At 69.7% G+C, this 24,991-nt stretch carries 24 protein-coding genes; 5 read left to right on the top strand and 19 right to left on the bottom strand.

The genetic code is table 11. The annotated features are described in order from the left end of the window. Nucleotides 1–48: 48 nt before the first annotated feature. The 8 genes from rsmG to ASC76_RS20850 are packed head-to-tail and all read right to left on the bottom strand — an operon-like array spanning nt 49 to nt 8,004. The gene (rsmG, locus tag ASC76_RS20885; protein WP_056471335.1) at nt 49–705 is read right to left on the bottom strand and encodes a 16S rRNA (guanine(527)-N(7))-methyltransferase RsmG; all 657 of its coding nucleotides are present in this window, start codon (nt 703–705) and stop codon (nt 49–51) included. A 3-nt stretch (nt 706–708) separates the two neighbouring features. Continuing rightward, nucleotides 709–2,688, bottom strand: coding sequence for a tRNA uridine-5-carboxymethylaminomethyl(34) synthesis enzyme MnmG (mnmG, locus tag ASC76_RS20880; RefSeq protein WP_056471332.1), 1,980 nt, complete (start codon nt 2,686–2,688; stop codon nt 709–711). A 55-nt stretch (nt 2,689–2,743) separates the two neighbouring features. Beyond that, on the bottom strand, nt 2,744–3,226 hold the full coding sequence (locus ASC76_RS20875) for a GNAT family N-acetyltransferase (protein WP_056471329.1): 483 nt from the start codon (nt 3,224–3,226) through the stop codon (nt 2,744–2,746). Further along, complete coding sequence (locus ASC76_RS20870; protein ID WP_056471326.1) at nt 3,226–4,398, bottom strand: ABC transporter permease; 1,173 nt, start codon at nt 4,396–4,398, stop codon at nt 3,226–3,228. The genes ASC76_RS20875 and ASC76_RS20870 overlap by 1 nt, the downstream gene beginning before the upstream one ends. Next, entirely contained in the window at nt 4,395–5,201 is an 807-nt protein-coding gene (locus tag ASC76_RS20865; protein ID WP_082549362.1) for an ATP-binding cassette domain-containing protein, read from the bottom strand. Before ASC76_RS20865 ends, ASC76_RS20870 begins: the two co-directional genes overlap by 4 nt. Continuing rightward, nucleotides 5,198–6,682, bottom strand: coding sequence for an alpha/beta hydrolase (locus ASC76_RS20860; RefSeq protein ID WP_056471323.1), 1,485 nt, complete (start codon nt 6,680–6,682; stop codon nt 5,198–5,200). Before ASC76_RS20860 ends, ASC76_RS20865 begins: the two co-directional genes overlap by 4 nt. Then, nucleotides 6,679–7,047 carry a glutaredoxin gene (locus tag ASC76_RS20855; RefSeq protein WP_056471321.1) on the bottom strand — a complete coding sequence of 123 codons (369 nt, stop codon included), beginning with the start codon at nt 7,045–7,047 and terminating at the stop codon, nt 6,679–6,681. The genes ASC76_RS20860 and ASC76_RS20855 overlap by 4 nt, the downstream gene beginning before the upstream one ends. 42 nt (nt 7,048–7,089) lie before the next feature. Beyond that, nucleotides 7,090–8,004, bottom strand: coding sequence for a pirin family protein (locus ASC76_RS20850; protein WP_056471319.1), 915 nt, complete (start codon nt 8,002–8,004; stop codon nt 7,090–7,092). 138 nt (nt 8,005–8,142) lie between these two features. Between ASC76_RS20850 and gstA the strand changes: the two genes are divergently transcribed. Both gstA and ASC76_RS20840 read left to right on the top strand, forming a co-directional pair. Continuing rightward, nucleotides 8,143–8,754, top strand: a complete 612-nt coding sequence (gene gstA, locus ASC76_RS20845; protein WP_056471315.1) for a glutathione transferase GstA — start codon at nt 8,143–8,145, stop codon at nt 8,752–8,754. Further along, nucleotides 8,751–9,128: a hypothetical protein gene (locus ASC76_RS20840; RefSeq protein ID WP_056471312.1), complete on the top strand. Its 378-nt coding sequence runs from the start codon at nt 8,751–8,753 to the stop codon at nt 9,126–9,128. The genes gstA and ASC76_RS20840 overlap by 4 nt, the downstream gene beginning before the upstream one ends. A gap of 1 nt (nt 9,129) precedes the next feature. Here the strand turns inward: ASC76_RS20840 and ASC76_RS20835 are convergent, their stop codons facing one another. Together ASC76_RS20835 and ASC76_RS20830 are read right to left on the bottom strand one after the other, a co-directional pair. After that, nucleotides 9,130–9,870 carry an SDR family oxidoreductase gene (locus ASC76_RS20835; RefSeq protein WP_056471310.1) on the bottom strand — a complete coding sequence of 247 codons (741 nt, stop codon included), beginning with the start codon at nt 9,868–9,870 and terminating at the stop codon, nt 9,130–9,132. Nucleotides 9,871–9,935: 65 nt separating this feature from the next. Further along, nucleotides 9,936–10,499 (bottom strand): TetR/AcrR family transcriptional regulator, encoded by a 564-nt coding sequence (locus ASC76_RS20830; protein WP_056471307.1) that lies wholly within the window; start codon nt 10,497–10,499, stop codon nt 9,936–9,938. Between the two features lie 108 nt (nt 10,500–10,607). On the opposite strand from ASC76_RS20830, the gene ASC76_RS20825 reads away from it, so the two are divergent. Continuing rightward, entirely contained in the window at nt 10,608–11,198 is a 591-nt protein-coding gene (locus ASC76_RS20825; protein ID WP_056471304.1) for a 2-hydroxychromene-2-carboxylate isomerase, read from the top strand. Between the two features lie 13 nt (nt 11,199–11,211). On the opposite strand, the gene ASC76_RS20820 is transcribed toward ASC76_RS20825, so the two are convergent. Genes ASC76_RS20820 through ASC76_RS20785 form a run of 8 tightly spaced genes read right to left on the bottom strand, consistent with a single transcriptional unit; the run spans nt 11,212 to nt 20,656 of the window. Then, entirely contained in the window at nt 11,212–11,490 is a 279-nt protein-coding gene (locus ASC76_RS20820) for a DUF3297 family protein (protein WP_056471300.1), read from the bottom strand. A gap of 59 nt (nt 11,491–11,549) precedes the next feature. After that, entirely contained in the window at nt 11,550–13,148 is a 1,599-nt protein-coding gene (locus ASC76_RS20815) for an ABC transporter ATP-binding protein (RefSeq protein WP_056471297.1), read from the bottom strand. Further along, the gene (locus ASC76_RS20810) at nt 13,145–14,233 is read right to left on the bottom strand and encodes an ABC transporter permease (RefSeq protein WP_082549361.1); all 1,089 of its coding nucleotides are present in this window, start codon (nt 14,231–14,233) and stop codon (nt 13,145–13,147) included. The genes ASC76_RS20815 and ASC76_RS20810 overlap by 4 nt, the downstream gene beginning before the upstream one ends. Before the next feature lies 1 nt (nt 14,234). Then, nucleotides 14,235–15,275 (bottom strand): microcin C ABC transporter permease YejB, encoded by a 1,041-nt coding sequence (locus ASC76_RS20805; protein WP_056471291.1) that lies wholly within the window; start codon nt 15,273–15,275, stop codon nt 14,235–14,237. A gap of 25 nt (nt 15,276–15,300) precedes the next feature. Further along, nucleotides 15,301–17,244, bottom strand: a complete 1,944-nt coding sequence (locus ASC76_RS20800) for an extracellular solute-binding protein (protein WP_056471289.1) — start codon at nt 17,242–17,244, stop codon at nt 15,301–15,303. Beyond that, the gene (locus tag ASC76_RS20795; RefSeq protein WP_082549360.1) at nt 17,241–18,902 is read right to left on the bottom strand and encodes a thioredoxin fold domain-containing protein; all 1,662 of its coding nucleotides are present in this window, start codon (nt 18,900–18,902) and stop codon (nt 17,241–17,243) included. The genes ASC76_RS20800 and ASC76_RS20795 overlap by 4 nt, the downstream gene beginning before the upstream one ends. A 42-nt stretch (nt 18,903–18,944) precedes the next feature. After that, the gene (locus tag ASC76_RS20790; protein ID WP_082549359.1) at nt 18,945–19,934 is read right to left on the bottom strand and encodes a DMT family transporter; all 990 of its coding nucleotides are present in this window, start codon (nt 19,932–19,934) and stop codon (nt 18,945–18,947) included. A 5-nt stretch (nt 19,935–19,939) separates the two neighbouring features. Continuing rightward, complete coding sequence (locus ASC76_RS20785; RefSeq protein WP_056471287.1) at nt 19,940–20,656, bottom strand: hypothetical protein; 717 nt, start codon at nt 20,654–20,656, stop codon at nt 19,940–19,942. A gap of 45 nt (nt 20,657–20,701) precedes the next feature. Here ASC76_RS20785 and ASC76_RS20780 point away from each other — a divergent pair, with 45 nt between their 5' ends. Further along, nucleotides 20,702–22,756, top strand: coding sequence for an NADPH-dependent 2,4-dienoyl-CoA reductase (locus tag ASC76_RS20780; RefSeq protein ID WP_056471285.1), 2,055 nt, complete (start codon nt 20,702–20,704; stop codon nt 22,754–22,756). A 48-nt stretch (nt 22,757–22,804) separates the two neighbouring features. Here the strand turns inward: ASC76_RS20780 and ASC76_RS20775 are convergent, their stop codons facing one another. After that, nucleotides 22,805–23,662, bottom strand: a complete 858-nt coding sequence (locus ASC76_RS20775) for a transporter substrate-binding domain-containing protein (RefSeq protein ID WP_056472103.1) — start codon at nt 23,660–23,662, stop codon at nt 22,805–22,807. A 203-nt stretch (nt 23,663–23,865) separates the two neighbouring features. Here ASC76_RS20775 and ASC76_RS20770 point away from each other — a divergent pair, with 203 nt between their 5' ends. Then, nucleotides 23,866–24,981, top strand: coding sequence for an extracellular solute-binding protein (locus ASC76_RS20770; protein ID WP_056471282.1), 1,116 nt, complete (start codon nt 23,866–23,868; stop codon nt 24,979–24,981). Nucleotides 24,982–24,991 lie beyond the last annotated feature (10 nt).

The following is a 24,991-nucleotide window of genomic DNA, read 5'->3' as shown; positions in this document are numbered from 1 at the left end:
CGTAGAGAGGGAATTATAGGGAGAGCGGCACCCGCGACCGGCGCTGTTTCAGCCCTTGGGGCGCATCCAGACGATGCAGCGTTCGGCACCCAGGCCCGGCACCGCAAGTTGTTCCACGTGAAACACGTCGATGTCGGCGGGAAGGGACTCGATCTCCGCGGTCGGCGTCTTCCCCTTCATCGCGAGCCAGATTCCGCCAACTGCGAGCCGCGCCCGGGTCAACGCGACGAAGTCGGCCAACGACGCGAATGCCCGAGCGGTGATCAGGTCGAACGGTGCGGCCACCAGGTTCTCGACACGCGAATGCGCCGCATGGAGGTTCTTCAGCCGCAGCTCTCCTGCGACCTGCTGGACGAACGCCGCCTTCTTGCCGACGGTGTCGACACAGGTCACGTCGACCTCCGGGTTCAAGGCCGCAATGACCACTCCGGGCAAGCCGCCGCCGCTGCCGACGTCCAGCATGCGCAGCGGGGCAGTGCCGGCCTGGCGGCGCAGCGGTGCCATGATCGCGAGGCAGTCGGCGAGATGGTGGGTCAGCATCTGCGCCGGGTCCCGCACGGAGGTCAGGTTGTAGTGGGCGTTCCACCGCTGGAGCAGCGCCAGATAGCCGAGAAGGGTATCGGCCTGCTGCTCGGTGAGGTCCAGCGCAAGTTCAGCAGTGATGGTGCGCAAGGCGGGGCGCAGCGCCTCAGTCGGGGCAGGCATCGCTCAACGCGCCGACGTTATCGACTCGGCGTCGGCGGGCAGCGGCAGCGTCGCGAAGCCCTTGAACTTGCCTTTCTTCAAGTGCACCAACAGCAACGAGACCGCAGCCGGCGTGATGCCGGACAGGCGCGAGGCTTGGCCCAATGTCTCGGGGCGGTGCTTGGCCAACTTTTGGCGGGCCTCGAACGACAGCGCCGCAACCTGCGCATAGTCGAGATCATCCGGCAGCCGCAGCGATTCGAACGACGCGGCGCGCTCGACATCGCGGATCTGCTTGTCGATGTAGCCGGCGTACTTGATCGAGATCTGGGCCTGCTCGATCACCGAATCCGCCAGCGACACGCCGAACTCGGCCCGCAGTGTTTCACGTGAAACAGCGATGTCCGGGCGCGCGATGTGTGCAATCTCAGCCAGGCGGTCGAACTCGACATCCGGCCGCTTCAGCAGATCGGCGAGGCTGTACTCGTGCTCGATCGGTGCGCCCAGCAGGCGGGTGGCGTTCTCAGCCGACAGGGTCGAAGGTTGTACCCAGGTCGACTTCATTCGCTCCGTCTCCCGTGCGACCGCATCCCGCTTCCGGTTGAACGCGGCCCAACGCGCGTCGTCGACCAGCCCCATCGATCGACCGGCCTCGGTCAGTCGCATGTCCGCGTTGTCCTCACGCAGCTGCAACCGGAACTCGGCGCGGCTGGTGAACATGCGGTACGGCTCGGTCACGCCCTTGGTGATCAGGTCGTCGACCAGAACGCCGAGGTAGGCCTGGTCACGCCGGGGCAGCCACGGTGCGTCCCCACGCACTTGCAGCGCCGCATTGATGCCCGCGAACAGACCTTGGGCCGCGGCTTCTTCGTAGCCCGTCGTGCCGTTGATCTGGCCGGCGAAGTAGAGCCCGCCGATCGAGCGCGTCTCGAACGACGCCTTCAGCTCGCGGGGGTCGAAGTAGTCGTATTCGATCGCGTAGCCGGGCCGCAGGATGTGCGCGTTCTCCAGCCCGGCCATGCTGTGCACCGCGGCGAGCTGCACGTCGAACGGCAGCGAGGTGGAAATGCCGTTCGGGTAGAACTCGTGCGTCGTCAGGCCTTCGGGCTCGAGGAAGATCTGGTGCGAATCCTTGTCCGCGAACCGGTTCACCTTGTCCTCGATGCTCGGGCAGTAGCGCGGGCCGACGCCGTCGATCAGGCCGGTGAACATCGGGCTGCGGTCGAAGCCGGCGCGGATGATCGCGTGGGTGCGTTCGTTGGTGTGGGTGATCCAGCAGGGCAGCTGGCGCGGGTGCTGCGCCGCGTCGCCCATGAAGCTGAACACCGGCACCGGGTCCAGATCACCCGGCTGTTCGGTCAGCGCGCTGAAGTCGATGGTGCGGCCGTCCAGGCGCGGCGGCGTGCCTGTCTTCAGGCGGCCTTGCGGCAGTTTCAGCTCTTTCAGGCGGGCCGACAGCGCCACCGCCGGCGGATCGCCGGCCCGACCCGCGCTGTGGCTCTGCAAGCCGACGTGCACCTTTCCGTCGAGGAACGTGCCGGCAGTCAGCACGACCGCGCGAGACTTGAAGCGAATGCCCACTTGCGTAATCGCACCGGCAATCCGGTCGCCGTCGAGGATCAGGTCATCGCAGGCGCCTTGAAACAACCACAAGTCCGGCTGGTTCTCGATGCGCTGGCGGATCGCGGCCTTGTACAGGATGCGATCGGCCTGCGCGCGGGTCGCGCGCACGGCAGGACCCTTCGAGCCGTTCAGGATGCGGAACTGGATGCCGGCTTCGTCGGTCGCGGCAGCCATCGCCCCACCCAGCGCATCGACCTCTTTCACCAGGTGCCCCTTGCCGATGCCGCCGATCGACGGGTTGCAGCTCATCTGGCCGAGCGTCTCGATGTTGTGGGTCAGCAGCAGCGTGGCGGCCCCCATGCGCGCCGACGCGAGCGCCGCCTCGGTGCCGGCGTGGCCGCCGCCGACCACGATCACGTCGAATTCCTTCGGGAACAGCATCTCGTCTTGCCTATTTTTTGAGCACCCCGGATTGTAGGGAGTGCCCGCCGGCACGTCACGGCCAGGGGTGCCGCAGCATCTCGGTGTGCGGGATGCCGTCCTCGAGGTACGGCTCGCCGACCGCGACGAAACCGAACCCGGCGTAGAAGCGCTCGAGCCGCGACTGCGCCGAGATGCGGATGCCGCGGGCCGGGAAAGTCCGCACGCACAGCGCCGTCGCCCGCGCTACGAGCTCGCGGCCCAGGCCGGTGCCGCGCGCCGCCTCGGTCGTGATCACGCGGCCGATCGAGGGCTCCGCGTACTTGCGCCCGGGGTGCACGAGCCGCGCGTAGGCGAGCGGCAGCGTCCGGTCGTCGCCCGCCCACGCCGCGAGGTGGTGCGAATGCGCATCGTGGCCGTCCGCATCCAGATAGATGCACTGCTGTTCGATCGTGAAGACCTGCTGGCGTGCGCGGTAGATCGCATCGAGCTCGACCACGCTCAGTTCGTCGAAGCGGCACCAGCGCCAGGCCGGCGGCGGCAGGGCGGGGCGGTCCATCACCGCACCGCTGCGCTGCGCAGGGTGCGCGCGACGAACCAGACCGAGGCCACGGCGATGGCCGCGCACACCAGCAGCGGCGGCGCGAGCCGGTCGATGCCGAGGGCTTCGCCTTTCAGCACGTGGGTCATCAACACGTTCTGCGCCAGCGCCGGCACCCAGAGGTACCAGGGCGATTCCTCGCCGAGGCTGAACACGTTGATCAACGGCAGCAGCGAGGCCGCGAGCATCACGACGGTGGTGCTCGCCTGCGCCTCCTTGAAGGTCTTGCAGCGGATCGCCACCGCCATCAGCAGCGCCGATGCCGCGGCGGCGAACGGCAGCAGCACGACCAGGAACCGAAGCAGCTCCGGCACCCCGTACTGGAACATCGCCGCCAGCGTGTCGCTGCGCAGCAACCACTGGCCGGGCAGGAAGCTGGAACACGCCAGCACCGCGATCAGCATGCCGACGCTCGCGACCGCGCCCCACTTGCCGAGCACCAGCACCCAGCGCTCGGCCGGGTTCATCAGCAGCGGTTCCAGCGAGCCGCGCTCGCGCTCGCCGGCGGTGGTGTCGAGCGCCGCATTGAGCGCGCCGGTGAGCACCGCCATCAGCACGAAGAACGGCAGCATGCCGGTGATCTGCGTCGCGCGCGTCTGCGTGCTGGCCAGGTCGCGCTCGGCCACGCGCAGCGGCTCGAGCGCGTCGGGCGAGACGCCGCGCAGCGCCAGCGTCAGCAGCGCGCGTTCGCGGCTGAAGCCTTCGACCAGCCGCACCGCGCGCGCCGCGCTGGCCTGCGAGCGCTGGTTGGCGCTGTCGGAGACGATCTCGACGATCGGCGCCTCGCCTCGCACCAGCGCCGCCTCGAAGTCGTCCGGCACCACGACGACCGCGTCCGCCAGCGTGGCCTTGCGCAGCCGCTGCTCGTAGTCGGCCGGCGCGGGTTTCACGGTGTAGGTCTGGCGGGCGATGAAGTTGACCAGCGTCGGAGCGCGTTCGAGGCCGGCGATCGCGACCTCGCGCTGTTCCGCATTCGCTTCCAGCGACGCCACCAGCGCCGAGATCGCCAGCAGCACCAGCGGGCCCATCAGCACCGACGACGCGAGCACGGTCAGCAGCGTGCGGCGGTCGCGCAGCGCGTCAACGATCTCCTTGCGGTAGATTGTCAGGCCGGTCGCGAGGCGGTTCATGCCGCGGCTCCCTGTTGCGCCTGCTCCTCGGCGAACGCGAGCTTGACGAACGCCTCCTCGAAGTCGGTCTCGCCCGTCTGCGCGAGGAGCTCGTCGACCGTGCCGCTCGCCACCGTGCGCCCGTGCGCGACGACGACGACGCTGTCGCACAGCCGTTCCACCTCCTGCATGATGTGCGTGGAGAACACGATGCACTTCGCGCCGCCCGCGGGCGTGCGCAGCCAGCGCAGGCTCTCGCGCAGCGCGCGGGTGGCGAGCACATCAAGGCCGTTGGTCGGCTCGTCGAGGATGATGTTGGCCGGGTCGTGCACCAGCGCGCGCGCCAGCGCCGTCTTCATGCGCTCCCCCTGGCTGAAGCCGTCGGTGCGGCGATCGAGCAGCGCGCGCATGTCGAACATGCTGGCCAGCGACTCGGCGCGCGCGTCGGCCGCGTCGGCCGGCATGCCTTGGAGGCGGCCGTAATAGGCGATGTTCTCGCGCGCCGTGAGCCGCGGGTACAGGCCGCGGGCGTCCGAGAGTACGCCCATGCGCGCGAGCGCGGCGCGCGGGCGAGCGCTCACATCGATGTCATCCACCTGCATCCGGCCGGCATCCGCCGGGATCAGCCCAGCGAGCATCCGCAGCGTCGTCGTCTTGCCGGCGCCGTTCGGGCCGAGCAGGCCGGTGATGTGGCCGTCCGGGGCGTGCAGGTTGACGTCGCGCGCAGCGTGCACGATGCGGGGCGGCGTGCGCTTCAGCGCCAGCCGCCGCGCGCCGCCCGCCGGTGCCGAGAACGACTTGGCCAGGTGTTCGATGTGGATCATGGCTTCGCGCGGCCCGCGTCGAGATCGATCGGGTGGAACACGCCGGGCCGCGGGATCGCCTTCAGGCAGCCGGCGTCGACCGCGGTTGCCGCCGCGTCCTCGGCCGCGTCGACGAAGCGGAACAGCACGTCGCGCGCGCAGCCGACGCCGAGCACGCTGTGGCCCGCGTTCGGCACGATCACGTGCTGCGCCGCCGGCCCCAGCGCCGCCGCGACGCGCGCGCCGTGGCGCGGCGGCGTGGCCGGATCGAGCCCGCCGCTGAGCAGCAGCACCGGCGTGCGCGACGGCGGGATCCGGTAGAACGCGTCCGGCACCGCGCCGCGCGGCCAGTCGGCGCACGCGCGCTGGTAGACCCGGGCCTGCGCGTTGCCGAAGTCGGCGCCCGGCGCGTCGGTGGCCTTGGCCACCAGCGGCATGTCCTCCGCGCAGACGACCGAGAAGTGCATGCCGATCGCCAGCTGCAGCCCGCGGCGCGAGCCGAGCAGCGAACCCATGCCGACGAGGCCCTCGTAGTGCCCGGCCTTCGCCGCGGTGACAGCGGCCGGGAGCGCGGCGGCCATCGCGGGGTTGTAGAGCGCACCGCGCACCGCGCCGAGCACCATCTCGCGCGTCAGCGTGAAGTGCTCCATCGCGCCGCTCAGCGGGTGCGGTGCGCTCACGGGCTTGGGCAGGCTGGCGAGCAGTGCCGCCCAGTCGATATGCAGCGTCGGGTACGAGGTGGCGCAGCCGGGCTCGCGTTCGCACCCAGTCAGCAGCGCGTCGAGGGCGGCCTGCCCGTCGGTGGAGAAGCTGGTCGGCAACACCATGTCCGGTGGCGCGACCGAATCGAGCACCGCGCGGCGCACCGCGCCCGGGAACAGTCGCATGTACTCGAGCGCCGCGCGCGTGCCGTACGAGACGCCGACCAGGTCGACCTGCGGCGCGCCGAGTTGCGCCCGCACCGCGTCCAGGTCGCCCATCGCCAGCGTCGTCGTGAAGAAGCCCAGGTCCTCGGGTGCCCGGATGTACGGCTTGTTCAGCAGCGCGGCCTTGCACTCCTGCAGCTGGCGCAGCTGCGCACCTTCGTCGGCCTGCTCGGCCAGACTCTCGCGCTTGGCATCGGGGCAGGCCAAGGGCGCGCTCTGGCCGGTCCCGCGCTGGTCGACGAAGACGATGTCGCGGCGGTTGTTGAGCCGAGTGAACAGCGGCATGACCTGCGGCGCCACGTCGATCGCGCTCTGGCCCGGGCCACCGGCGATCAGGAACACCGGATCCGGCAGCTTGCGCCGCGCCATCGCGGGCACGACGACGTACTTGATGTCGATCTTCGGACCGTCCGGCCGCGCCGGATCGAGTGCGCGTGGCACCACGCCGCATTTGACGCTGTTGCGCAGCCCGGCGACGCGGCAATCGACCAGCGATGACACCTGCGCCTGCGCCGCGCCGGCCGCCAGCAGGCCGGCCAGCGCGAGCGCGCTGCGCCGCACGGCCGCCAGCGTCATTCGCCGAGCAGGCGCTTGATCTCGCCGCTCTTGATCAGCCGCTCCAGGTCCGCGGCGCCGCCGATGAGGTTGCCTTTCACGAACACCATCGGGAAGGTCGGCCAGCCGGTCCAGGCCTTGAGCGCCCCGCGCGGCCGCCATTCGGCCAGGTAGCTGCCGTAGCCGAGGTAGTGGAACGGGATCGCCGCTTCCTCGAGCAGCCGCCGGGCGCGCCGGCAGTGCGGGTTGCCGGCCATGCCGACGACGAGCACCGGGTTCGACAGCGCCGCCGCGTTGACGTTGTGCACGATGTCCGCGTGCAGGTTCTCGACCTTGTCGCGGATCGCAGGGTGGAGGCGGGAGTCGTCGAGCGTCTGGCGGGGCATGGTGTCTCGGCTTTCCGTGGTCTGGAAAGCCGAGAGCCTAGCCTACACCGCGAGCGCGCCGCGCTGGAAGTCGGCCACGGCCTGATGAATCTCGGCAGTCGAGTTCATCACGAACGGGCCGTACTGCGCGATCGGCTCGTTCAGCGGCGCGCCGGCGACCAGCAGCACGCGGGCGTCCGACTCGGCGGTGAACCGCACGCCATCGGCCTGCGCGTCGTTCCCGAGGATCGCCATGCGCTCGCTCTCGACGCGCGCCGCGCTGTTGGCAGCCTGGCCATCGCCGATCGTCACCACGCCGCCGCCGTACACGTACGCGAACGCGTTGTGCCCCGGAGGCAGCGCAGCCTCGAACGAGCGGCCGGCCGGCAGCACGATGTCGAGCACCAGCGGCTCGGTCGTCGGCCGCGTCACTGCGCCGGTCACGCCGAGCGCCGTGCCCGCGATCACGCGCACCTTCACGCCGCCGCCCTGCGCCACCACCGGCACGTCGGCCGGCGGCACGTCGCGGTAAGCGGGCGGCTGCAACTTGTCCTTTGCCGCGAGGTTCACCCACAGCTGGAAGCCGGCCATGCGGCCTTCGTCCTGCTCCGGCATCTCCGAGTGGATGATGCCGCGCCCGGCCGTCATCCACTGCACGCTGCCCGGCTCCAGCAGGCCGACGTTGCCGACGCTGTCCTGGTGCCGCATGCGGCCCTCCAGCATGATCGTCACGGTCTCGAAACCGCGGTGCGGGTGGCTCGGGAAGCCGCCGATGTAGTCGCTCGCGGCGTCGCTGCCGAAGGCGTCGAGCATCAGGAACGGATCGAGCCGCTTCTGCAGCGGCTGGGTCAGCACGCGGGTCAGCTTGACGCCGTCGCCGTCGGACGTGGGTTGGCCGCGCACGAGCCGCTCGACCTGGCGCGAGCGCCGAAGCGTGGAAGAGGCGGCCGGGAGGGAGGAGGAGGTGGTGGTGTTCATGGGATCAATGTAGTGCCGCGTCCGCGCCACGCAAACGGCGGCGACTGCACACACCCTTCAAAGCGCTTGAACGGCCCGTCAGCGCGGTTGTCCGGAACGCGGTGTAATGCGGGTCCCCCGACTTCCGACCGACCGACCATGAAGCTCTATTACAGCCCCGGCGCCTGCTCGCTCGCCCCGCACATCGTCCTCAACGAAGCGGGCCTGCCGTTCACGCTGGTCAAGGCCGACCTGAAGACCCACACCCTCGCCGCCGACGGCAGCGACTACTACCCGGTCGCGCCCAAGGGCCAGGTGCCGATGCTCGAGCTCGACGGCGGCGATCGCCTGACCGAAGGCCCGGCCATCACCCAGTACATCGCCGACCAGGTGCCGGCCAAGAACCTCGCGCCGGCCAACGGCACGATGGCCCGCTACCGCCTGCAGGAGTGGCTGAACTTCGTCACCAGCGAGCTGCACAAGGGCATCGGCGGCCTGTTCAATCCGGCAATGCCGGAAGAGGGCAAGGCCGTGATCCGCGCCAAGGCGCTTTCCAAGCTCGAATGGGTCGACCAGCAGCTGGAAGGCAAGCAGTACCTGATGGGGGACGCGTTCTCGGTCGCCGATGCCTACCTGTTCACGGTCACCAACTGGACCGCGCACACCGGCATCGACATCTCGAAGCTGAAGAACCTCGGTGCGTTCCAGGCCCGCATGGCGGCACGCCCGGCGGTGCAGGCGGCCATGAAGGCCGAAGGCCTGGTGAAGTGAGGGCAGCGGCGCGGCCGATCGTTGCCGCGCTGCTCGCTTCGGCGGTCGGCAGCCTCGCGGTGGCCGCAGCGCCGGCGCGACCCGAAGTCGGCCGCCATGCCGCCGAGCTCTGCGTGGCCACCTTGCCGAAGCCGCCGAGTTGCGGCCCGGCGCAAGTCGATCTGCGCGCGGACGGCTCGCTGCGCATGCGCGTCGACGACATCGTCTACAACCTGAAGCTCCACAGCAGCCAGGTCGACGTGATCGTTATGCACCACGTGGTGCAGATCGACGAGTTCACCGCCCCGTACGAATGGCTCGGCCCGACGCTGCAATTCGTCGACAACGAACGCCGCTCGCGCTACGAGGTTCGCTTCTCGTCCGTGAAGCGCTGACTCACCAACGCTCCATGTAGGGGCGCAGGTCGAGTTCAAAGGTCCACGCATCGCGCGGCTGCAGGTGCAGGTGCCAGTAGTTCTCGGCGATGTGCTCGGGGTTCAGGATGCCGTCCTGCTCCTTCAGCGCGTAGCGCTCGGGGAAGCTGCTGCGGATGAACTCGGTGTCGATCGCGCCGTCGACCACCACGTGTGCCACATGCACGCCCTGCGGCCCGAGCTCGCGCGCCATGCTCTGCGCCAGCGCGCGCAGCGCGTGCTTCGCGCCGGCGAACGCCGCGAAGTTCGCGGCCCCGCGCAGCGCCGCGGTCGCACCGGTGAAGATGATCGTGCCGCGGCCGCGCGCGACCATGCGCTTCGCGACCTCGCGCCCGTTGAGAAAGCCGCCGAAGCAGGCCATCTCCCAGATCTTGAAGTACTTGCGCGCGGTCTCGTCGAGCACGCTGCACGGCACGTTGGCACCGATGTTGAACACCAGCACCTCGATCGGGCCGATCTCGCGCTCGATCCGCTCGACCAGCGCGACCACTTCATCTTCCTTGCGCGCGTCGGAGCCGAAGCCGTGGGCCCGCCCACCGGCCACGCGGATCGCCTGCAGCAGCGGCTCGAGCTTGTCGGCCTCGCGGCGCGTCACGCAGGCGGTGTAGCCGCCGGCGGCGAAGCGCTTCGCGATCGTGCCGCCGGTGGCGTCGCCGGCCCCGATCACCAGCGCGACGCCGGGGCGGTCCGTGTCCGTGGTCATGCCCTGCCTCCTGTTTTGAAAAACGATCGTTCAGGCATTGACGGTAGGCGACGCGCCCACGGCTGTCAACCCGCCCGCGTCGCCTTCTCGACCGAGCGCCGGCTCGCGGCGAGGATCTCCTGCCGCGTGCGCTCGCTCTCGACCACCCGCGCCATCACGATGGCGCCGATGCACTGCGCCAGCAGCGCCCAGGCCTTGTCGCTGTCGCCGTCCAGCCGTGCGCTCCAGCTGCGCTGCAGTTTCTTCAGCGCGCGTTCCACACCGGCGCGCACGGCCGGGTCGGCGCGCGCGATCTCGGGCCCGAGCGTGGTCAGCGCGCAGCCGGCTTCGGGATGCAGTGCGTGGCGGGTGCTCAGATAGCCGCGCAGCGCCTTCTCGACGTGGTCGGGCGCCGAGTCGTCGTCGCCGGCCAGCATCGCGGTGCTGTTGTCCATCTCCTGCGCGACGATCGCCGCGAACAGCTCGTCCTTGGACTTGAAGTGGCTGTAGAACGCGCCGCCGGTCAGGCCGATCGCGGCCATCAGCGCGTCGACGCCGGTCGAGGCGAAGCCGCCCTTCTTGGCGATCGCGCGGCTGCTGGCGAGCAGCTTCGCGCGGGTTTCCTGCTTGTGGGTAGCGGCGTAGCGCACGGCGGTCGACCTTTCCGGAAACGCTAGAGACTCGCCCGGTTGACACCGACCGGAGCCTCACATTCAATCCATTCATTGAACGATCGTTGATTGAATCAGGATGATGCCATGAGCAAGCAAGTCGAGTTCTTCTTCGATGTCGGCAGCCCGACGACCTACCTGGCGTGGACGCAGCTGCCCGGGTTGTGCGCGCAGGCCGGGGCCGAACTCGTCTACCGGCCGATGCTGCTCGGCGGAGTGTTCCAGGCGACCGGCAACGCCTCGCCCGCCAACGTGCCGGCCAAGGCCCGCTACATGGACGCCGACATGGCTCGCTACGCGCGCCGCTACGGCGTGCCGCTCGCCTCGAACCTGTTCTTCCCGATCAACACGCTGGTGCTGATGCGTGGCGCCACCGGCGTGCAGCTGCGCGCGCCGGCGCGCTTCGATGCGTACCTGCGCGGCGTCTTCCACGCGATGTGGGTCGAGCCGCAGAACCTGAACGACCCGGCCACGGCCGCCAAGGCGCTCGCGGCCGCCGGCTTCGACCCCGCGGAAGTGATGGGCTGGGCGAACGACGCCGAGGTCAAGGCCGCCCTGCGCGCGACCACCGAGGAGGCCGTCGCGCGCGGGGTGTTCGGCGCGCCGACGATGTTCGTCGGCACCGAGATGTTCTTCGGCCAGGACCGGCTCGACGCCGTGCGCGAGGCGCTGGCCTGAGGCCAGCCCGCGCTCAGCGGTAGAACGCTTCGACGCGCCCCTTCAGCTGGATCATCAACGGCTGGCCCTTGCGGTCCAGCGTCTTGCCGGCGGGCACGCGCACCCAGCCTTCGCTGATGCAGTACTCCTCGACATCGAAGCGCTCCTTGCCGTTCAGGCGGATGCCGATCGGGTGCTCGAACACGGCGGCCACGTGATGGCGGCTGCGCGGGTCGACCGACAGGCGGTCGGGCAGCTCGGGCTTCGACGCTGTCTCGGGGGCAGGGGCAGGGGCGGGGGCGGAATCGGTCATTCGGAACGGGCCAATGGAAGCAGGTGGCGGAGCATGCCAGAAGCCGCGCCCGACGAAATTCAGGCCGCGGCCAGGTGCGCGGCTGCGAGCAGGCGGCGGGTGTAGTCCTGGCGCGGCGCGTCGAACAGCGCGAGCGCCTCGCCCTCCTCGATCACGTCGCCGTTCTGCATCACCATCACGCGGTGCGACATCGCGCGCACCACTGCCAGGTCGTGGCTGATGAACACGTAGCTCAGTCCGTAGTGGCGCTGCAGCTCGGCCAGCAAGGCGAGCACCTGCTGCTGCACCGAGACATCGAGCGCCGAGGTCGGCTCGTCCAGCACCAGCACCTCGGGCCTCAGCACCACCGCGCGCGCAATCGCGATCCGCTGGCGCTGGCCGCCCGAGAACTCGTGCGGGTAGCGCTGCAGCACGTTGAACACGCCGTTCGCCTCGCTCAGGCCGACTTCGGCGAGCATCTCCAGCACCAGCTTGTTGCGCGCCGAGGGGGTCAGCTCCGGCCGGTGCAGCGCCAGTCCCTCGCCGACGATCTGGCCGACCGTCAGGCGCGGGCTCAGCGACGCGAACGGATCCTGGAACACGACCTGCATGCGCTTGCGCATCGCGCGCAGCACGCCGCGGTCGGCGTTGTCGATGCGCTGGCCGCCCATCTCGACCTCGCCGCTCGCGATCGGCTGCAGTGCGAGAAGCGCCATGCCCAGCGTCGTCTTGCCCGAGCCCGATTCGCCGACGATGCCGAGCGTCTCGCCCCGCTTCAGCTGCAGCGTGGCGCGGCGCACCGCCTCGAACACGCGCTTGCCGAACCAGCCTTGCGCGATCGTGAAGTTCACGCCCACGGCGCGCCCCGCCAGCAGGATCGGCGCGTTCGCGGCCAGCGGCTCGACGACGCGCTGCGGCCGGCTCGCCATCAGCTTGCGCGTGTAGGGGTGCTGCGGCTTGGCGAACACCGCGGCGGTCTCGCCGATCTCGACCAGCTTGCCGCGCTCCATCACGCCGACGCGGTGGGTGAAGCGCCGCACCAGGTTCAGGTCGTGGGTGATGAACAGCAGCGCCATGCCCATCTCGGCCTGCAGCTCGTCGAGCAGCGCGAGGATCTGGGCCTGGATCGTCACGTCGAGCGCGGTGGTCGGCTCGTCGCAGATCAGCAGGCGCGGCTTGCAGGCCAGCGCCATCGCGATCATCGCCCGCTGCCGCTGGCCGCCGGAGAGCTGGTGCGGGAACGCGTCGATGCGGCGCTCCGGTTCGGGAATGCCGGTGCGGCGCAGCAGCTCGATCGCGCGCTCGCGCGCCTGGTTCTTGCGCAGGCCCTCGTGCAGCTCCAGCACCTCGCCGATCTGGTTGCCCACGGTGTAGAGCGGGTTCAGCGCCGTCATCGGCTCCTGGAAGATCATCGCGATGTCGGCGCCGCGGATGCCGCGCATCTCGCGCTCGGACTTCTTCAGCAGGTCGGCGCCGTCGAAGCGGATCGCGCCGCTCGTCGTCGCCGCATCGACCAGCCGCAGCACCGACAGCGCGGTGATCGACTTGCCCGAACCCGATTCGCCGACGAGTGCGAATTTCTCGCCCGGCGCGATCGCGAACGACACGTCGTCGACGACGGTGCTCGCACCGAAGCGCACCGTCAGGTGCTCGACCGACAGCAGGCGTGTGGTGCTCATGATTTGCGCGTGTCGAAGGCGTCGCGCAGCGCGTCGCCGATGAAGGTCAGCAGCAGCATCGTCAGCACCAGCACCGCGAAGGTCGGGAAGATGATCCACCATGCGTCGAGGTTGGCCTTGCCCTGGCGCAGCAGTTCACCCAGCGACGGCGTGCCCTGCGGCACGCCCAGGCCGAGGAAGTCGAGCGAGGTCAGCGCGATGATCGCCGCGCTCATCCGGAACGGCAGGAAGGTGATGACCGGCGTCAGCGAGTTCGGCAGCACGTGGCGCCAGATGATCTGCGCGTTCGACAGGCCCAGCGCGCGCGCCGCCTTGACGAACTCGAGCCCGCGGTTGCGCAGGAACTCGGCGCGCACGTAGTCGGACAGGCCGAGCCAGCCCCACAGCGACAGCAGCACCAGCAGCAACAGCATCGACGGCTCGAAGATCGACGCGAAGATGATCAGCAGATAGAGCTCCGGCACCGCGCCCCAGATCTCGAAGATCCGCTGCAGGAACAGGTCGGTGCGCCCGCCGAAGTAGCCCTGCACCGCGCCGGCCAGGATGCCGAGCACGGTGCCGACCAGCGTCAGCGCGAACGCGAACCAGATGCTGACGCGAAAGCCGTAGATCAGCTTCGCGACCATGTCGTGCGAGTCGCCGTCGGTGCCGAGCAGGTTCTGCGCGCTCGGCGCCGAGGGCGCGGGCGCCTTCAGGAAGTAGTCCTGCGACTGGTCGGAGTGCTCGTTGAGCGTGAACACCGCCCAGTTGCCCGGCTTGGCGAACTGCTCGCGCACGAACGGGTCCTTCCAGTCGGTGGGTGTGCCGAAGTCGCCGCCGAAGCGGGTCTCGGGCGGGTTGTGGAACAGCGGCGTGACCAACTCGCCGTTGTAGCGCGCGAGCAGCGGCCGGTCGTTGCTGACCAGTTCGGCGAAGGTCGCGAGGAACAACAGCACGCCGAAGATCCAGAGCGACCAGTAGCCGAGCCGGTTGCGCTTGAAGCGCGCCCAGGCGCGTTGATTCGGTGACATCGGCTTCGCGTGAGCCACCGGTGCGAGGGCTGGCGCGGTCGGGGCTGCCGGCAGGGGTGTCGGAATCGCGCTCATGTCACTTGCCCACGCTGCTGAACTGCACACGCGGGTCGACCAGCACGTACAGCAGGTCGGCGATCAGCTTGACGACCAGCCCGATCAGCGTGAAGAGGTAGAGCGATCCCAGCACGACCGGGTAGTCGCGCCGCACAACCGATTCGTACGACAGCAGCCCCAGGCCGTCGAGCGAGAACAACGTCTCGATCAGCACCGAGCCGGCGAAGAACGCGCCGACGAACGCGGCCGGGAAGCCGGTGATCAGCGGGATCAGCGCGTTGCGGAAGATGTGCTTGTAGAGCACGCGCTTCTGCGACAGGCCCTTGGCGCGCGCGACCAGCACGTACTGCTTGCGCATCTCCTCGACGAAGGTGTTCTTGGTCAGCATCGTGACGATCGCGAAGCTGCCGATCACCATGCAGATCAGCGGCAGCGTGATGTGCCAGAAATAGTCGGCAATCCGTGCCGGCCAGCCCAGCGTGGCCCAGTTGTCCGACGTGAGCCCGCGCAGCGGGAACCACTCGAAGAACGTGCCGCCCGCGAACAGCACGATCAGGAACAGGCCGAGCACGAAGCCGGGGATCGCGTAGCCGATCAGCACGATCATCGACGTGACGGCATCGAAGCGCGAGCCCTCGCGCACCGCCTTGATGACGCCGAGCGGGATCGAGATCAGGTAGGTGAACAGGAAGGTCCACAGGCCCAGGCTGATCGACACCGGCAGCTTCTCCTTGAGCAGTTGCCACACGTCCTTGTTCTGCAGGAAGCTGCGGCCCAGGTCGAAGCGCAGGAAGTTGCCGACCATCTCGACGAAGCGTTCGGGCGCGGGCTTGTCGAAGCCGTATTGCTTCTTCAGTGCGGCGATCTGCTTGGCGTCGTTGTCGCGCGAGGCGCGGTAGCCGCCGCCCTCGCCGCCGCCGCGCTGCCCCGCGCGGGCCTCGGCCATCAACTGCTCGACCGGGCCGCCGGGCACGAACTGGATCACGATGAACGTGATCGCCAGCGCGCCGAACAGTGTCGGGATCATCAGCAGCACGCGTTTGAGGATGTAGCTCAGCATCGAGTCGTCGCTCTCGGTTCGGGGCTCAGGCGGCAGCGCCGGGCTTCATCCACCAGGTCGTGATCGGCCAGGCGGGTTGCAAATCGCTCGGGCTCTCGACGGTGTAGTACTGCGGCCGCACCGCCGGTTTGGCGAACTTGTTCCAGTACGAGGCGCGCTCGTTGGCCGTGTAGTAGCCGGGCACCTGCCAGGCACTCCACATCACCACCCGGTCGAGCGCGCGGCTCGCGGTGACCAGCGTGTCCATCGTGGTCGCCGCACCCATCACCTCGAGCAGCTTGTCGACCGCGGCGCTCTTCACGCCGCGGTAGTTGCTGTTGCCTTTCTCGTCGGCGGCCTTCGAGCCGTAGAGGCTGACGAGGTCGGTGACCGGCGGCAGGGTGAACTTGCCCTCGACGATCGCGACCATGTCGAAGTCGTACTCCTCCAGCCGGCGCTGGTAGAGCGCGAAGTCGACATCGCGGAAGGTCAGTCGGCCGCCGAGTTTCTCGAGGTTGGTCTGCCACTCGGGCAGGTTGTTGCTCGCCTCGCCGGGCCGCATGTACTCGATCGTGAACGCCTCGCCGGCGGCATTGCGCAGGCGCCCGTCGGCCGCGAGGGCCCAGCCGGCGGCCTTGAACAACGCGCGTGCCTGCAGCAGGTTCGCGCGCAGCTTCGCCGGGTCGCCATCGGTGCGCGGGGCGACGAACGCCGGGCCGAACACTTCCGGCGGCAGCTCCTTGCGGAACGGCTCGAGCAGCGCGAGTTCCGCGGCCGACGGCGTGCCGGTCGCGGCGAACTCGCTGTTCGCGAACATGCTGTCGCCGCGGGTGTACTGGCCGTAGCGGTTCACGACCATCTTGAAGTCGTAGGTCAGGTCGATCGCGCGGCGCACCCGCAGGTCCTGGAACTTCGGCCGGCGCAGATTCAGATCGAAGGCCTGCTGCATCTGCCCGAACGCGGTCGGGAACGGGTCCTTGATGATCTGCCCGCTGTCCCATTTGGGCCCCGCGTGCTGGCGGACCCAGCTGCGCGCGCTGTACTCCTTCAGGATGTCGAACTCGCCGGCCCGGAAGGCCTCGCGGGCGACGTCGTTGTCCTTGTAGTAGCGGTAGACGATGCGGTCGAAGTTGAAGAAGCCGCGGCGCACGGGCAGGTCGCGGGCCCAGTAGTCGGGGTTGCGCGCGAACTCGATGCGGCGGTTCGAGTCGACCACGCCGATCGTGTACGGCCCGGTCGTGATCGGATACTCGGTGATGATCTGGTCGAAGGGCTTGCGCTTGCCGTCCGGCCCGACGCCCCACTTGGCCGAGAAGATCGCCAGGCTGCCGACGACGAACAGCGTGTCGGTGCTGCGTTCCTTCAGGTCGAAGCGCACGGTGCGCGGGTCGAGCACGACCGCGGCGCTGATCACGGCGAGCTGGCTCTGCAGCGCCGGCGACGCGAGCTTGCCGGCCATCGAATCGAAGCTGTGCTTCACGTCCGCCGCGGTCACCGGGTCGCCGTTGTAGAAGCGCGCCTTCGGGTGCAGGCGGATCGTCATCGACGATTTGTCCGGGGCGATCAGCATCTCCTCGGCAAGCAGGCCGTACATCGTCTGCGGCTCGTCGCCGGAGAGCACGGCCAGCGTCTCGAACATGAAGATCGTGATGCCGGCCGGCGCCGCGCCCTTCAGCGTGAAGCCGTTGAACTTGTCGAAGCTGGAGCGGCGGTCGGGGTTGCGCAGGTACAGCGTGCCGCCCTTGGGCGCCGCCGGATTCACGTAGTCGAAGTTCGCGAACCCGCGGGCGTACTTCGGCTTGCCGAACGCCGCATAGCCGTGGGTCCAGACGCCGAGCAGCGGGCCGTCGCCGGCCGTCGCATCGTCGGCAGCGGACGCGCGCGGCCACATCGAGCCGCCCAGCGTCGCGGCGGCGGCGGACAGCACCGCGCGGCGCGTCGCGTCGAAGGAGGAGGGCGCCGGCACCGGGTCGCGTGCGGGCGGCTTCACGCGGTGGTCTTCGCCGCGGGCTTCAGCAGCGCGGCGCAGTTGGCGCGCTTCGGGTCGTTCGCGTCGAGCGCGTTGCAGACACCGTCGAGCTGCGCCTGCAGCCGCTTCATCGCGGCGCTGTGCGCGCCGCCCTTGTTCCACGCCTGCAGCTTGCTGCCGACGCGCTGCAGCGAGCGGCCGCTGCGCTCGTAGAACGCGTCCGGCTGCTTCGCGGCTTCGGCGAACAGCTGGCTCGCGGCCTTCTCGATCCGCGCCTCTTCGGTCGGGCCGAGCTCGACCAGCGCGTTGATGTAGCTCGAGCCCCATTGCAGGCGCGTCGCCGGCCCTTCGCTCTTGTCGAACGCCTGCTCGTACCAGTTCAGCGCCTCGGCCTTGTCGCCGCGCGCCTTCGCGTTGCTGGCCAGCTCGCTCATCAGGTAGTAGGGCGAGTGGCTCTTCGCGAGGTTGGCCTTCAGCAGCGTGTCCGACTCGGCGCCGAGCCCGGCCTTCTCGAGCAGGTAGGCGGCCGCGGTGATGACGGCCTGGCGCTCGTAGCCGTCGGTGATCTCGCGGTCGGCGCGTGCGGTCTGTTCACGGATGTCGGCGAGCAGCGCGGCCGGCAACGTCGGCTTGGCCTTCGCGTCCCTGGGCGCATCGATGGTGGCCAGGTCGACCTGTGCGATCAGCGCGCCCATGCGGTCGGCACGCGAGAGCGTGGTGTCGGCCTCGAAGCGCTTGAGCGCGCCGTCGAATGCAGCCAGCAGCTCGGCACGCTGCGGCGTGCCCTTGGCGCTGAGCGCACGGGTGATGTCGGTGGCGTAGTTGGTCAGCACGTCCATGTACGGGCGCGCGGCTGCCGCGTCGGCGAGCACCTTGAGCAGCGTGGCCTGGGCGGCGGGGTCCGGCTTCGCCGGGGCCTTGTCGTCGACCGCGGCGAGCGCCTTCAGGCGCAGCCGGGTCGCGATCTCGGTCTGGTCGGCCGGGCAGGCGTCGGCGAGCTGCTTCAGCAGCGCGGGCACGCCGTCCTTCGGCACGAGCTGCTGCTGGTCGGTGTCCCACGAGTAGAAGGCGAGCAGGCGCCAGTCGTTCGCAGTCAGGCCCGCGCCGCCGGTCCTGGCCTGCGCCAGCACCTCCTTCACCGGCTTCTGCGCGTTCATGCCGAGCGTCAGCACCTGCGTGTAACGCTCGGCTTCGACCTCGCCGGGCAGGCGCGTCAGCTCGGCGCCCTGCGGCGTGAACAGCACCATCGTCGGGTAGCCGCTGACCTTGAAGCGCGCGCCCAGCTTCTGCGCGCCGGGGCTGTCGCCGTCGACGTACACCGGCACGAACGCGCGTGAGCGCTCGATGAAATCCTGGCGATTGAACAGCGTCGCCTTGACCTGGTTGCACGGCGGGCACCACTTGGCGCCCCAGTAGACGAACACCGGCTTGGTCTCGGCCTTGGCCTGCGCGAACGCGGCATCGACGTCGGCGTCGTTCGACGCGTTCTTCCACGCGATGCCGGCGGCATGGTCGGCCGGCGCGGGCGCGGCCGCCACCGTGGCGGGCGCCGTCGCGGTGACCTCGGCGGTCTTCGGCTTCGGCGTCTTGTCGGCGGGCTTCGAGCAGCCGCCGAGCGTCACCGCGCAGAGCGCGGCGACGGCAATGGCGGACAGGGCGTGGCGGGGCGGTTGGAACATGACGGCTCCTCGTCGAAGTGCGAAGTGTACGAAGTGTGTCAATCAGTCGACCAGGGCGGGGGCTTCGCGCACCGGATCGCCGGGCCGCGTCGACGCGAACTGCGCGACCGCGACGCCCGCCAGCGTCAGTGCCGCACCCGCGAGCTTGGTGCCCGTGTAGCGCTCGCCGGTCAGCGCCCACGCGACCAGCCCGGCCACCGGCGGCATCAGGTACATCAGCGGCGCGCTGCGGGCCACGCCGCGCACCGCATTGACCCAGCCCCACACCAGCCAGCCGAGGAAGGCCGAGATCAGCACCGCGTAGCACAGGCCGGCCCAGATCGCCGGGCTGACCGCGCGCCAGTCGACCGCCAGCCCGGCCGGCAGGCTCAGCAGCACGACCGGGCCGCTGCCGAGCAGCGTTGCATAGGTCATCACCGTGACACCGCCGTGGCGCTCGATCAACGGCTTGGCGCTGACCGTGTAGTACGAGAAGAACGACGCCGCGACCAGCAGCGTGATGTCGCCGCCGCTGGCCTGCCAGTGGCCCCCGAGCAGCTTGTCGGACAGGAACACCAGCACGCCGGCGCACGCCACCGCGACGCCTGCCACCTGCCCGCGGGTCAGCTGCTCGACGCCCTGCCAGCGCAGGATCAGCAGCGTGAACACCGGCCCGCACGCCAGGATCAGCGAGCTCGAGAACGCCGTCGACCAGTGGATGCCGTAGGTCACCAGGCCGACGTGCAGCAGGTGCCCGGCGAGACCGAGCTTCAGCAGCGCGAACAGGTCGGCGCGCGGCACGCGCGGCCAGGCCAGGCCGTTGCGCCACAGCAGCAGCCCGGCCGCTGCCGCCGGCATCATCAGGTAGCGCGCGAACAGGAAGCCGCCGGGCGACAAGGCCGTGAACACGGCCTTCTGGACGCTGAAGTTGCTGCCCCAGACGGCGACCATCGCGATCGCGGCCCACAGCGCGTGGCGGGCCTGGCGGGCGGGATCGTGCCGCGCGGGCGGCGGCAGGTCGGAATCGATGGGCGCGTCGAACGCAGGCGGCATCCGGGTCAACTTTCTTCGGTGGAGCAACCCGAAGTGTCGCCGAGCCGGCCCTGTGCCTCGTCGAGCCGCCACCCTTCCAGCGGTGTGGCGCGCGCCAGCGCCATCCAGAGCCCGAACGGCATTCGCATCGGCCGCTTCGGCGCGGGCCGCGCCACGTCGAGCGCGCCGTCGTGCGCGACCAGCACGCCGCACTCGGGCGGGATCTCGTCCGGCGTCGCGATGCCGGCGCGGATCACGTACCAGCATTCGCTGCTCAGCTGCAGGTAGGCGGCCCGCTTGGTCGCGCTGCGCAGGTCGGACAGCAGGTCGCCGCGGTTGACCTTGACCTCGTGGACGATCGGCTCGAGGTAGGCCTCGACGCTGGTGTGGCGGATCGAGAAGACATCGGGCATCGCCATCGCCCACGTCTCGCCCACCTTCGCGCGCAGGCTCAGCCCGCGCCACGCGAGGCGGCCGGCGCGCGTCATCTCGCGGGCGACGCGCTCGACCAGCACCTCGTGTGCGTCGCGCCGCGCGCGGTTGCGCTGCAGCGTGTCGGCGATCAGGGCGAGGCCGGCGTCGGTCACGCGCACCGTCTCGTGGCCCGGCGCGGCGCGCTGACGCTCGAGCAGGCCCGCGGCCAGCAGCTCGATCTCGATGCCGTCCAGGCACGGCCAGCCGGCCGAGCGATAGACCTCGCGCAGCCGGCGCCGGTGCACCACGGTGATCGTCACGTCGACCATGCGCCAAGCTTACGATGCGCCACCTTGTCCGACCCCGGAGCCGCCTTGGCCAACAGCCCGTATCCCCATCTGCTCGCGCCGCTCGACCTCGGCTTCACGACCCTGCGGAACCGGGTGCTGATGGGCAGCATGCACACCGGGCTGGAGGACGGGCGCAGGCACTTCCCGGCGATGGCCGCGTTCTTCGCCGAGCGGGCGCGCGGCGGCGTCGGGCTGATCGTGACGGGCGGCTTCGCGCCGAACGTCGAGGGCTGGGCCAAGCCGTTGGCCGGCACGCTGAGCACTGGTGGCGCGGCGCGGCGCCATCGCGTCGTCACGGACGCCGTGCATGCCGAGGGCGGCAAGATCGCGCTGCAGATCCTGCACACGGGGCGCTACGGCTACTCGCCGTTCTGCGTCGCGCCGTCGCGCATCCAGAGCCCGATCTCGCCGTTCACGCCGCGCGAGCTCAGCGTGCGCGGCATCGAGCGCCAGATCGCCGCGTTCGTGCGCTGCGCGACGCTGGCGCGCGAGGCCGGCTACGACGGCGTCGAGGTGATGGGCAGCGAGGGCTACTTCATCAACCAGTTCCTGGTCACCCACACCAACCACCGCACCGACGAGTGGGGCGGCGCGTACGAGAACCGCATGCGGCTGGCGGTCGAGATCGTGCAGCGCGTGCGCGAGGCGGTCGGGCCCGACTTCATCCTGATCTACCGGCTGTCGATGCTCGACCTGATCCCGGACGGCAGCAGCTGGCCCGAGGTCGTCACGCTCGCCAAGGCGGTCGAGCGCGCGGGCGCGACCATCATCAACACCGGCATCGGCTGGCACGAGGCCCGGGTGCCGACGATCGCGACCAGCGTGCCGCGCGGCGCGTTCGCGTGGGTGACGCAGAAGATGCGCAAGGAGCTGCGCGGCGCCGGGCTGACCGTTCCGCTGGTCACCAGCAACCGCATCAACATGCCCGAGGTCGCCGAGGCGATCCTGGCCGAAGGCTGCGCCGACATGGTCAGCATGGCGCGGCCGCTGCTGGCCGATGCCGAGTTCGTCGTCAAGGCGGCGCAGGGCCGGCGCGACGAGATCAACACCTGCATCGCGTGCAACCAGGCCTGCCTGGACCACACCTTCAAGGCGCAGCTCGCGTCCTGCCTGGTGAACCCGCGCGCCGGGCACGAGACCGAGCTGGTGCTGCGGCCGGCGGTGCGGCGCAAGCGCATCGCCGTGGTCGGCGCCGGTCCGGCCGGGCTGGCCACGGCGACGGCGCTGGCCGAGCGGGGCCACGAGGTGCACCTGTTCGAGGCCGCGTCCGAGATCGGTGGCCAGTTCAACATGGCGCGGCGCATCCCGGGCAAGGAGGAGTTCAGCGAGACGCTGCGCTACTTCGCCCGGCGCCTGGCGCTGACGGGCGTGCAGCTGCACCTGTCGCGCCGCATCGAGGCGGCGGCGCTGATCGCGCAGCGCTTCGACGAGGTCGTGCTCGCCACCGGCGTGCTGCCGCGCATGCCGAAGATCCCGGGCGCCGACGGGCCGAACGTGCTGAGCTATGTTGACGTGCTGCTGCACCGCAAGCCGGTCGGCGCGCGCGTCGCGATCGTCGGCGCCGGCGGCATCGGCTTCGACGTGGCCGAGTACCTCGTGACCACGCCCGGCCACTCGCCGACCCTGAACCTGCACGAGTGGCTGGCCGAATGGGGCGTGGCCGATCCGGCGACGGTGCGCGGCGGTGTCGTGCGTGCGCAGCCCGCCGCGCCGGCGCGCCAGGTGACGCTGTTGCAGCGCAAGTCCGGCAAGCTCGGCAAGGGGCTGGGCAAGACGACCGGCTGGATCCACCGGGCCGCGCTGCAGATGAAGCAGGTCGAGATGATCGGCGGCGTCAACTACGAGCGCATCGGTCCGCAGGGCCTGTTCGTGACCTACGGCGACAAGCGCGCCGATGGCCAGTTGATCGAGTGCGACACGGTCGTGCTGTGCGCTGGCCAGGAGCCGCTGCGCGAGCTGCTCGCACCGCTGAAGGCGGCAGGCATCAGGACGCACCTGATCGGCGGCGCCGACGAAGCGGCCGAACTCGACGCCAAGCGCGCGATCGACCAGGGCACGCGGCTGGCAGCGACGCTCTGAGGCGTCAAGGAGAGGCCGCGCCGGGCGCGGCCTCTCGGTTGCCGCCGATCAAGTGGCCGGCTTGTCGCTCAGCGCCTTCATGTTGTCGACGAGTTCCTTGCTCATCGGCGCGTTCAGGTTGATCCCCTTCGGCGGGATCGGCGACATGAACCACTTCGTGTAGAGCTTGGTGAACTCGCCGCTGGCCATCAGGTTGGCGAGCGTCGTGTCGACCAGCTTCTTGAACGCCGGGTCGTCCAGGCGCAGCATGATCGCGTACGGCTCGACCTGGATCGGCTCGCCGACCACCGCCAGCGATGCCGGGTTCTGGCTGCTGGCGCGCAGGCCGTACAGCAGGATGTCGTCCATGCCGAACGCGACGGCGCGGCCGCTCTCGACCAGCAGCGCGGATTCGGCGTGGTCCTTCGCGGCGATCAGGTCCATGCCGAGCTTGTTCTGCTCGTTGAGGTTGCGCAGGATCTGGAAGTTGGTCGTGCCGGCGGTCGAGACGACGGTCTTGCCCTTCAGGTCGTCGATGGTCTTGATCGTGGTGCCGGTCTTCACCAGGAACCGGGTGCCGGTGTAGAAGTAGTTGGTTGCGAACTGCACCTGCTTGCCGCGGGCGCTGTTGTTGGTCGTCGAGCCGCATTCGATGTCGATCGTGCCGTTCTGCAGCAGCGGGATGCGATTGGCGGAGGTCACCGACTGCAGCGCCACCTTCAGGTCGGCGCGGCCGGTGGCCTTCTTGACCTCGTCGACGATCTTCAGGCAGATCTCGTGGCCGAAGCCGACCGGCTGGGCCTTGTCGTCCAGGTACGAGAACGGGATCGACGACTCGCGGTAGGCCAGCGTGATCGTCCCCGAGGCCTTGACCTTGTCGAGCGTGCCGCCGGCCTGGGCCTGGGCCAGCTCCGGGATCATCCCCATCAGCGGAGCGGCCAAAGCCAGCAGCGGCAAAGTCTTGTGAACGTTCAGGCGCATGGAGAGTCCTTGTGGGGTGGGGTTGAGAGCGGCGCCGATCATGCCTGCGTCGCGAAATCCCCGGCAAGCAAATTCCGGTCGCATGAGGGTTTGCCGCTAGCATTTGCACCTGGACCCGAGCCACAACTTTCCGAGGAGCCCGACCCGTGATGACCACGTCCAAGCTGAAGAAGACCGCGCTGCTGCTCGCCCTGGGGGCGTGCGCCCTCGTCGCCCACGCGGCCGACGAGCCGAAGGTGCTGAACATCTACAACTGGTCCGACTACATCGCCGACGACACGATCAAGAACTTCGAGAAAGAGACCGGCATCAAGGTCAACTACGACAACTACGATGCCAATGAAATCCTGCACGCCAAGCTGGTGGCCGGCAAGACCGGCTACGACATCGTCGTGCCCGGCTCGCACTTCGCGAAGACCCAGATCGCCGGCGGCCTGCTGCAGAAGCTCGACCGCAGCAAGCTGACGAACTGGGGCAACCTCGACAAGGGCCTGCTCGAGCAGCTCGCCAACGTGGACCCCGGCAACCAGTACCTGGTCGACTGGATGTGGGGCTACGTGACGGTCGGCATCAACACCGCGAAGGTCAAGGCGGCCCTGGGCGACCTGCCGATGCCCGACAACGCCTGGTCGCTGATCTTCGACCCGAAGTACGCGGCCAAGCTGAAGAGCTGCGGCGTGAACTTCCTCGACTCGGCGTCCGAGGTGCTGCCGGTCGCGATGCTGTACGTCGGCAAGCCCGCGTACAGCACCAAGGCGGCCGACTACGACGCCGCCGCGGCGATGCTCAAGAGCGTGCGCCCGTTCGTCACCCGCTTCTCGTCGTCGGGCTACATCAACGACCTGGCCAGCGGCCAGCTGTGCGCGGTGATGGGCTACTCGGGCGACATCAACATCGCCCGCGCCCGGGCGATCGAGGCGGCACCCAAGGCGCCGCCGGTGATCGAGGCGCTGATCCCAAAGGGCGGCGCCACGCTGTTCTTCGACACGATGGCGATCCCGAAGGACGCGCCGCACCCGAACAACGCGCACCTGTTCATCAACTACATCCTGCGGCCGGAGGTCGCGGCCGGCCTGACGAACAAGGTCTTCTACGCGAACCCGAACGCGGCCTCGCTGAAGTTCGTCAAGAAGGATGTGGCGGCGAACAAGACGATCTTCCTGAGCGACGCCGACCTGAAGCGCCTGACCCCGCCCGACGCCGCGCCGCAGGAGATCCGCCGCGTGCAGACCCGGATCTTCACGTCGTTCAAGGCGGGGAAGTGACGCCACCCCG

The organism is Rhizobacter sp. Root404 (assembly GCF_001425865.1).
GTDB lineage: Bacteria > Pseudomonadota > Gammaproteobacteria > Burkholderiales > Burkholderiaceae_C > LMDS01.
Note: the sequence above shows the minus strand (reverse complement) of the source record. Positions and strands in the feature narration are given on the sequence as shown.

Coding starts and splice junctions, on each gene's coding strand:
- ASC76_RS20865 (WP_082549362.1), bottom strand. CDS start 5,201: ATGATCCACATCGAACACCTGGCCAAGTCGTTCTCGGCACCGGCGGGC.
- ASC76_RS20805 (WP_056471291.1), bottom strand. CDS start 15,275: ATGCTGAGCTACATCCTCAAACGCGTGCTGCTGATGATCCCGACACTG.
- ASC76_RS20790 (WP_082549359.1), bottom strand. CDS start 19,934: ATGCCGCCTGCGTTCGACGCGCCCATCGATTCCGACCTGCCGCCGCCC.
- ASC76_RS20835 (WP_056471310.1), bottom strand. CDS start 9,870: ATGACCACGGACACGGACCGCCCCGGCGTCGCGCTGGTGATCGGGGCC.
- mnmG (WP_056471332.1), bottom strand. CDS start 2,688: ATGCTGTTCCCGAAGGAATTCGACGTGATCGTGGTCGGCGGCGGCCAC.
- ASC76_RS20875 (WP_056471329.1), bottom strand. CDS start 3,226: ATGGACCGCCCCGCCCTGCCGCCGCCGGCCTGGCGCTGGTGCCGCTTC.
- rsmG (WP_056471335.1), bottom strand. CDS start 705: ATGCCTGCCCCGACTGAGGCGCTGCGCCCCGCCTTGCGCACCATCACT.
- ASC76_RS20785 (WP_056471287.1), bottom strand. CDS start 20,656: ATGGTCGACGTGACGATCACCGTGGTGCACCGGCGCCGGCTGCGCGAG.
- ASC76_RS20860 (WP_056471323.1), bottom strand. CDS start 6,682: ATGACGCTGGCGGCCGTGCGGCGCAGCGCGCTCGCGCTGGCCGGCCTG.
- gstA (WP_056471315.1), top strand. CDS start 8,143: ATGAAGCTCTATTACAGCCCCGGCGCCTGCTCGCTCGCCCCGCACATC.
- ASC76_RS20770 (WP_056471282.1), top strand. CDS start 23,866: ATGACCACGTCCAAGCTGAAGAAGACCGCGCTGCTGCTCGCCCTGGGG.
- ASC76_RS20795 (WP_082549360.1), bottom strand. CDS start 18,902: ATGTTCCAACCGCCCCGCCACGCCCTGTCCGCCATTGCCGTCGCCGCG.
- ASC76_RS20855 (WP_056471321.1), bottom strand. CDS start 7,047: ATGCCCCGCCAGACGCTCGACGACTCCCGCCTCCACCCTGCGATCCGC.
- ASC76_RS20870 (WP_056471326.1), bottom strand. CDS start 4,398: ATGAACCGCCTCGCGACCGGCCTGACAATCTACCGCAAGGAGATCGTT.
- ASC76_RS20850 (WP_056471319.1), bottom strand. CDS start 8,004: ATGAACACCACCACCTCCTCCTCCCTCCCGGCCGCCTCTTCCACGCTT.
- ASC76_RS20815 (WP_056471297.1), bottom strand. CDS start 13,148: ATGAGCACCACACGCCTGCTGTCGGTCGAGCACCTGACGGTGCGCTTC.
- ASC76_RS20820 (WP_056471300.1), bottom strand. CDS start 11,490: ATGACCGATTCCGCCCCCGCCCCTGCCCCTGCCCCCGAGACAGCGTCG.
- ASC76_RS20775 (WP_056472103.1), bottom strand. CDS start 23,662: ATGGGGATGATCCCGGAGCTGGCCCAGGCCCAGGCCGGCGGCACGCTC.
- ASC76_RS20825 (WP_056471304.1), top strand. CDS start 10,608: ATGAGCAAGCAAGTCGAGTTCTTCTTCGATGTCGGCAGCCCGACGACC.
- ASC76_RS20810 (WP_082549361.1), bottom strand. CDS start 14,233: ATGAGCGCGATTCCGACACCCCTGCCGGCAGCCCCGACCGCGCCAGCC.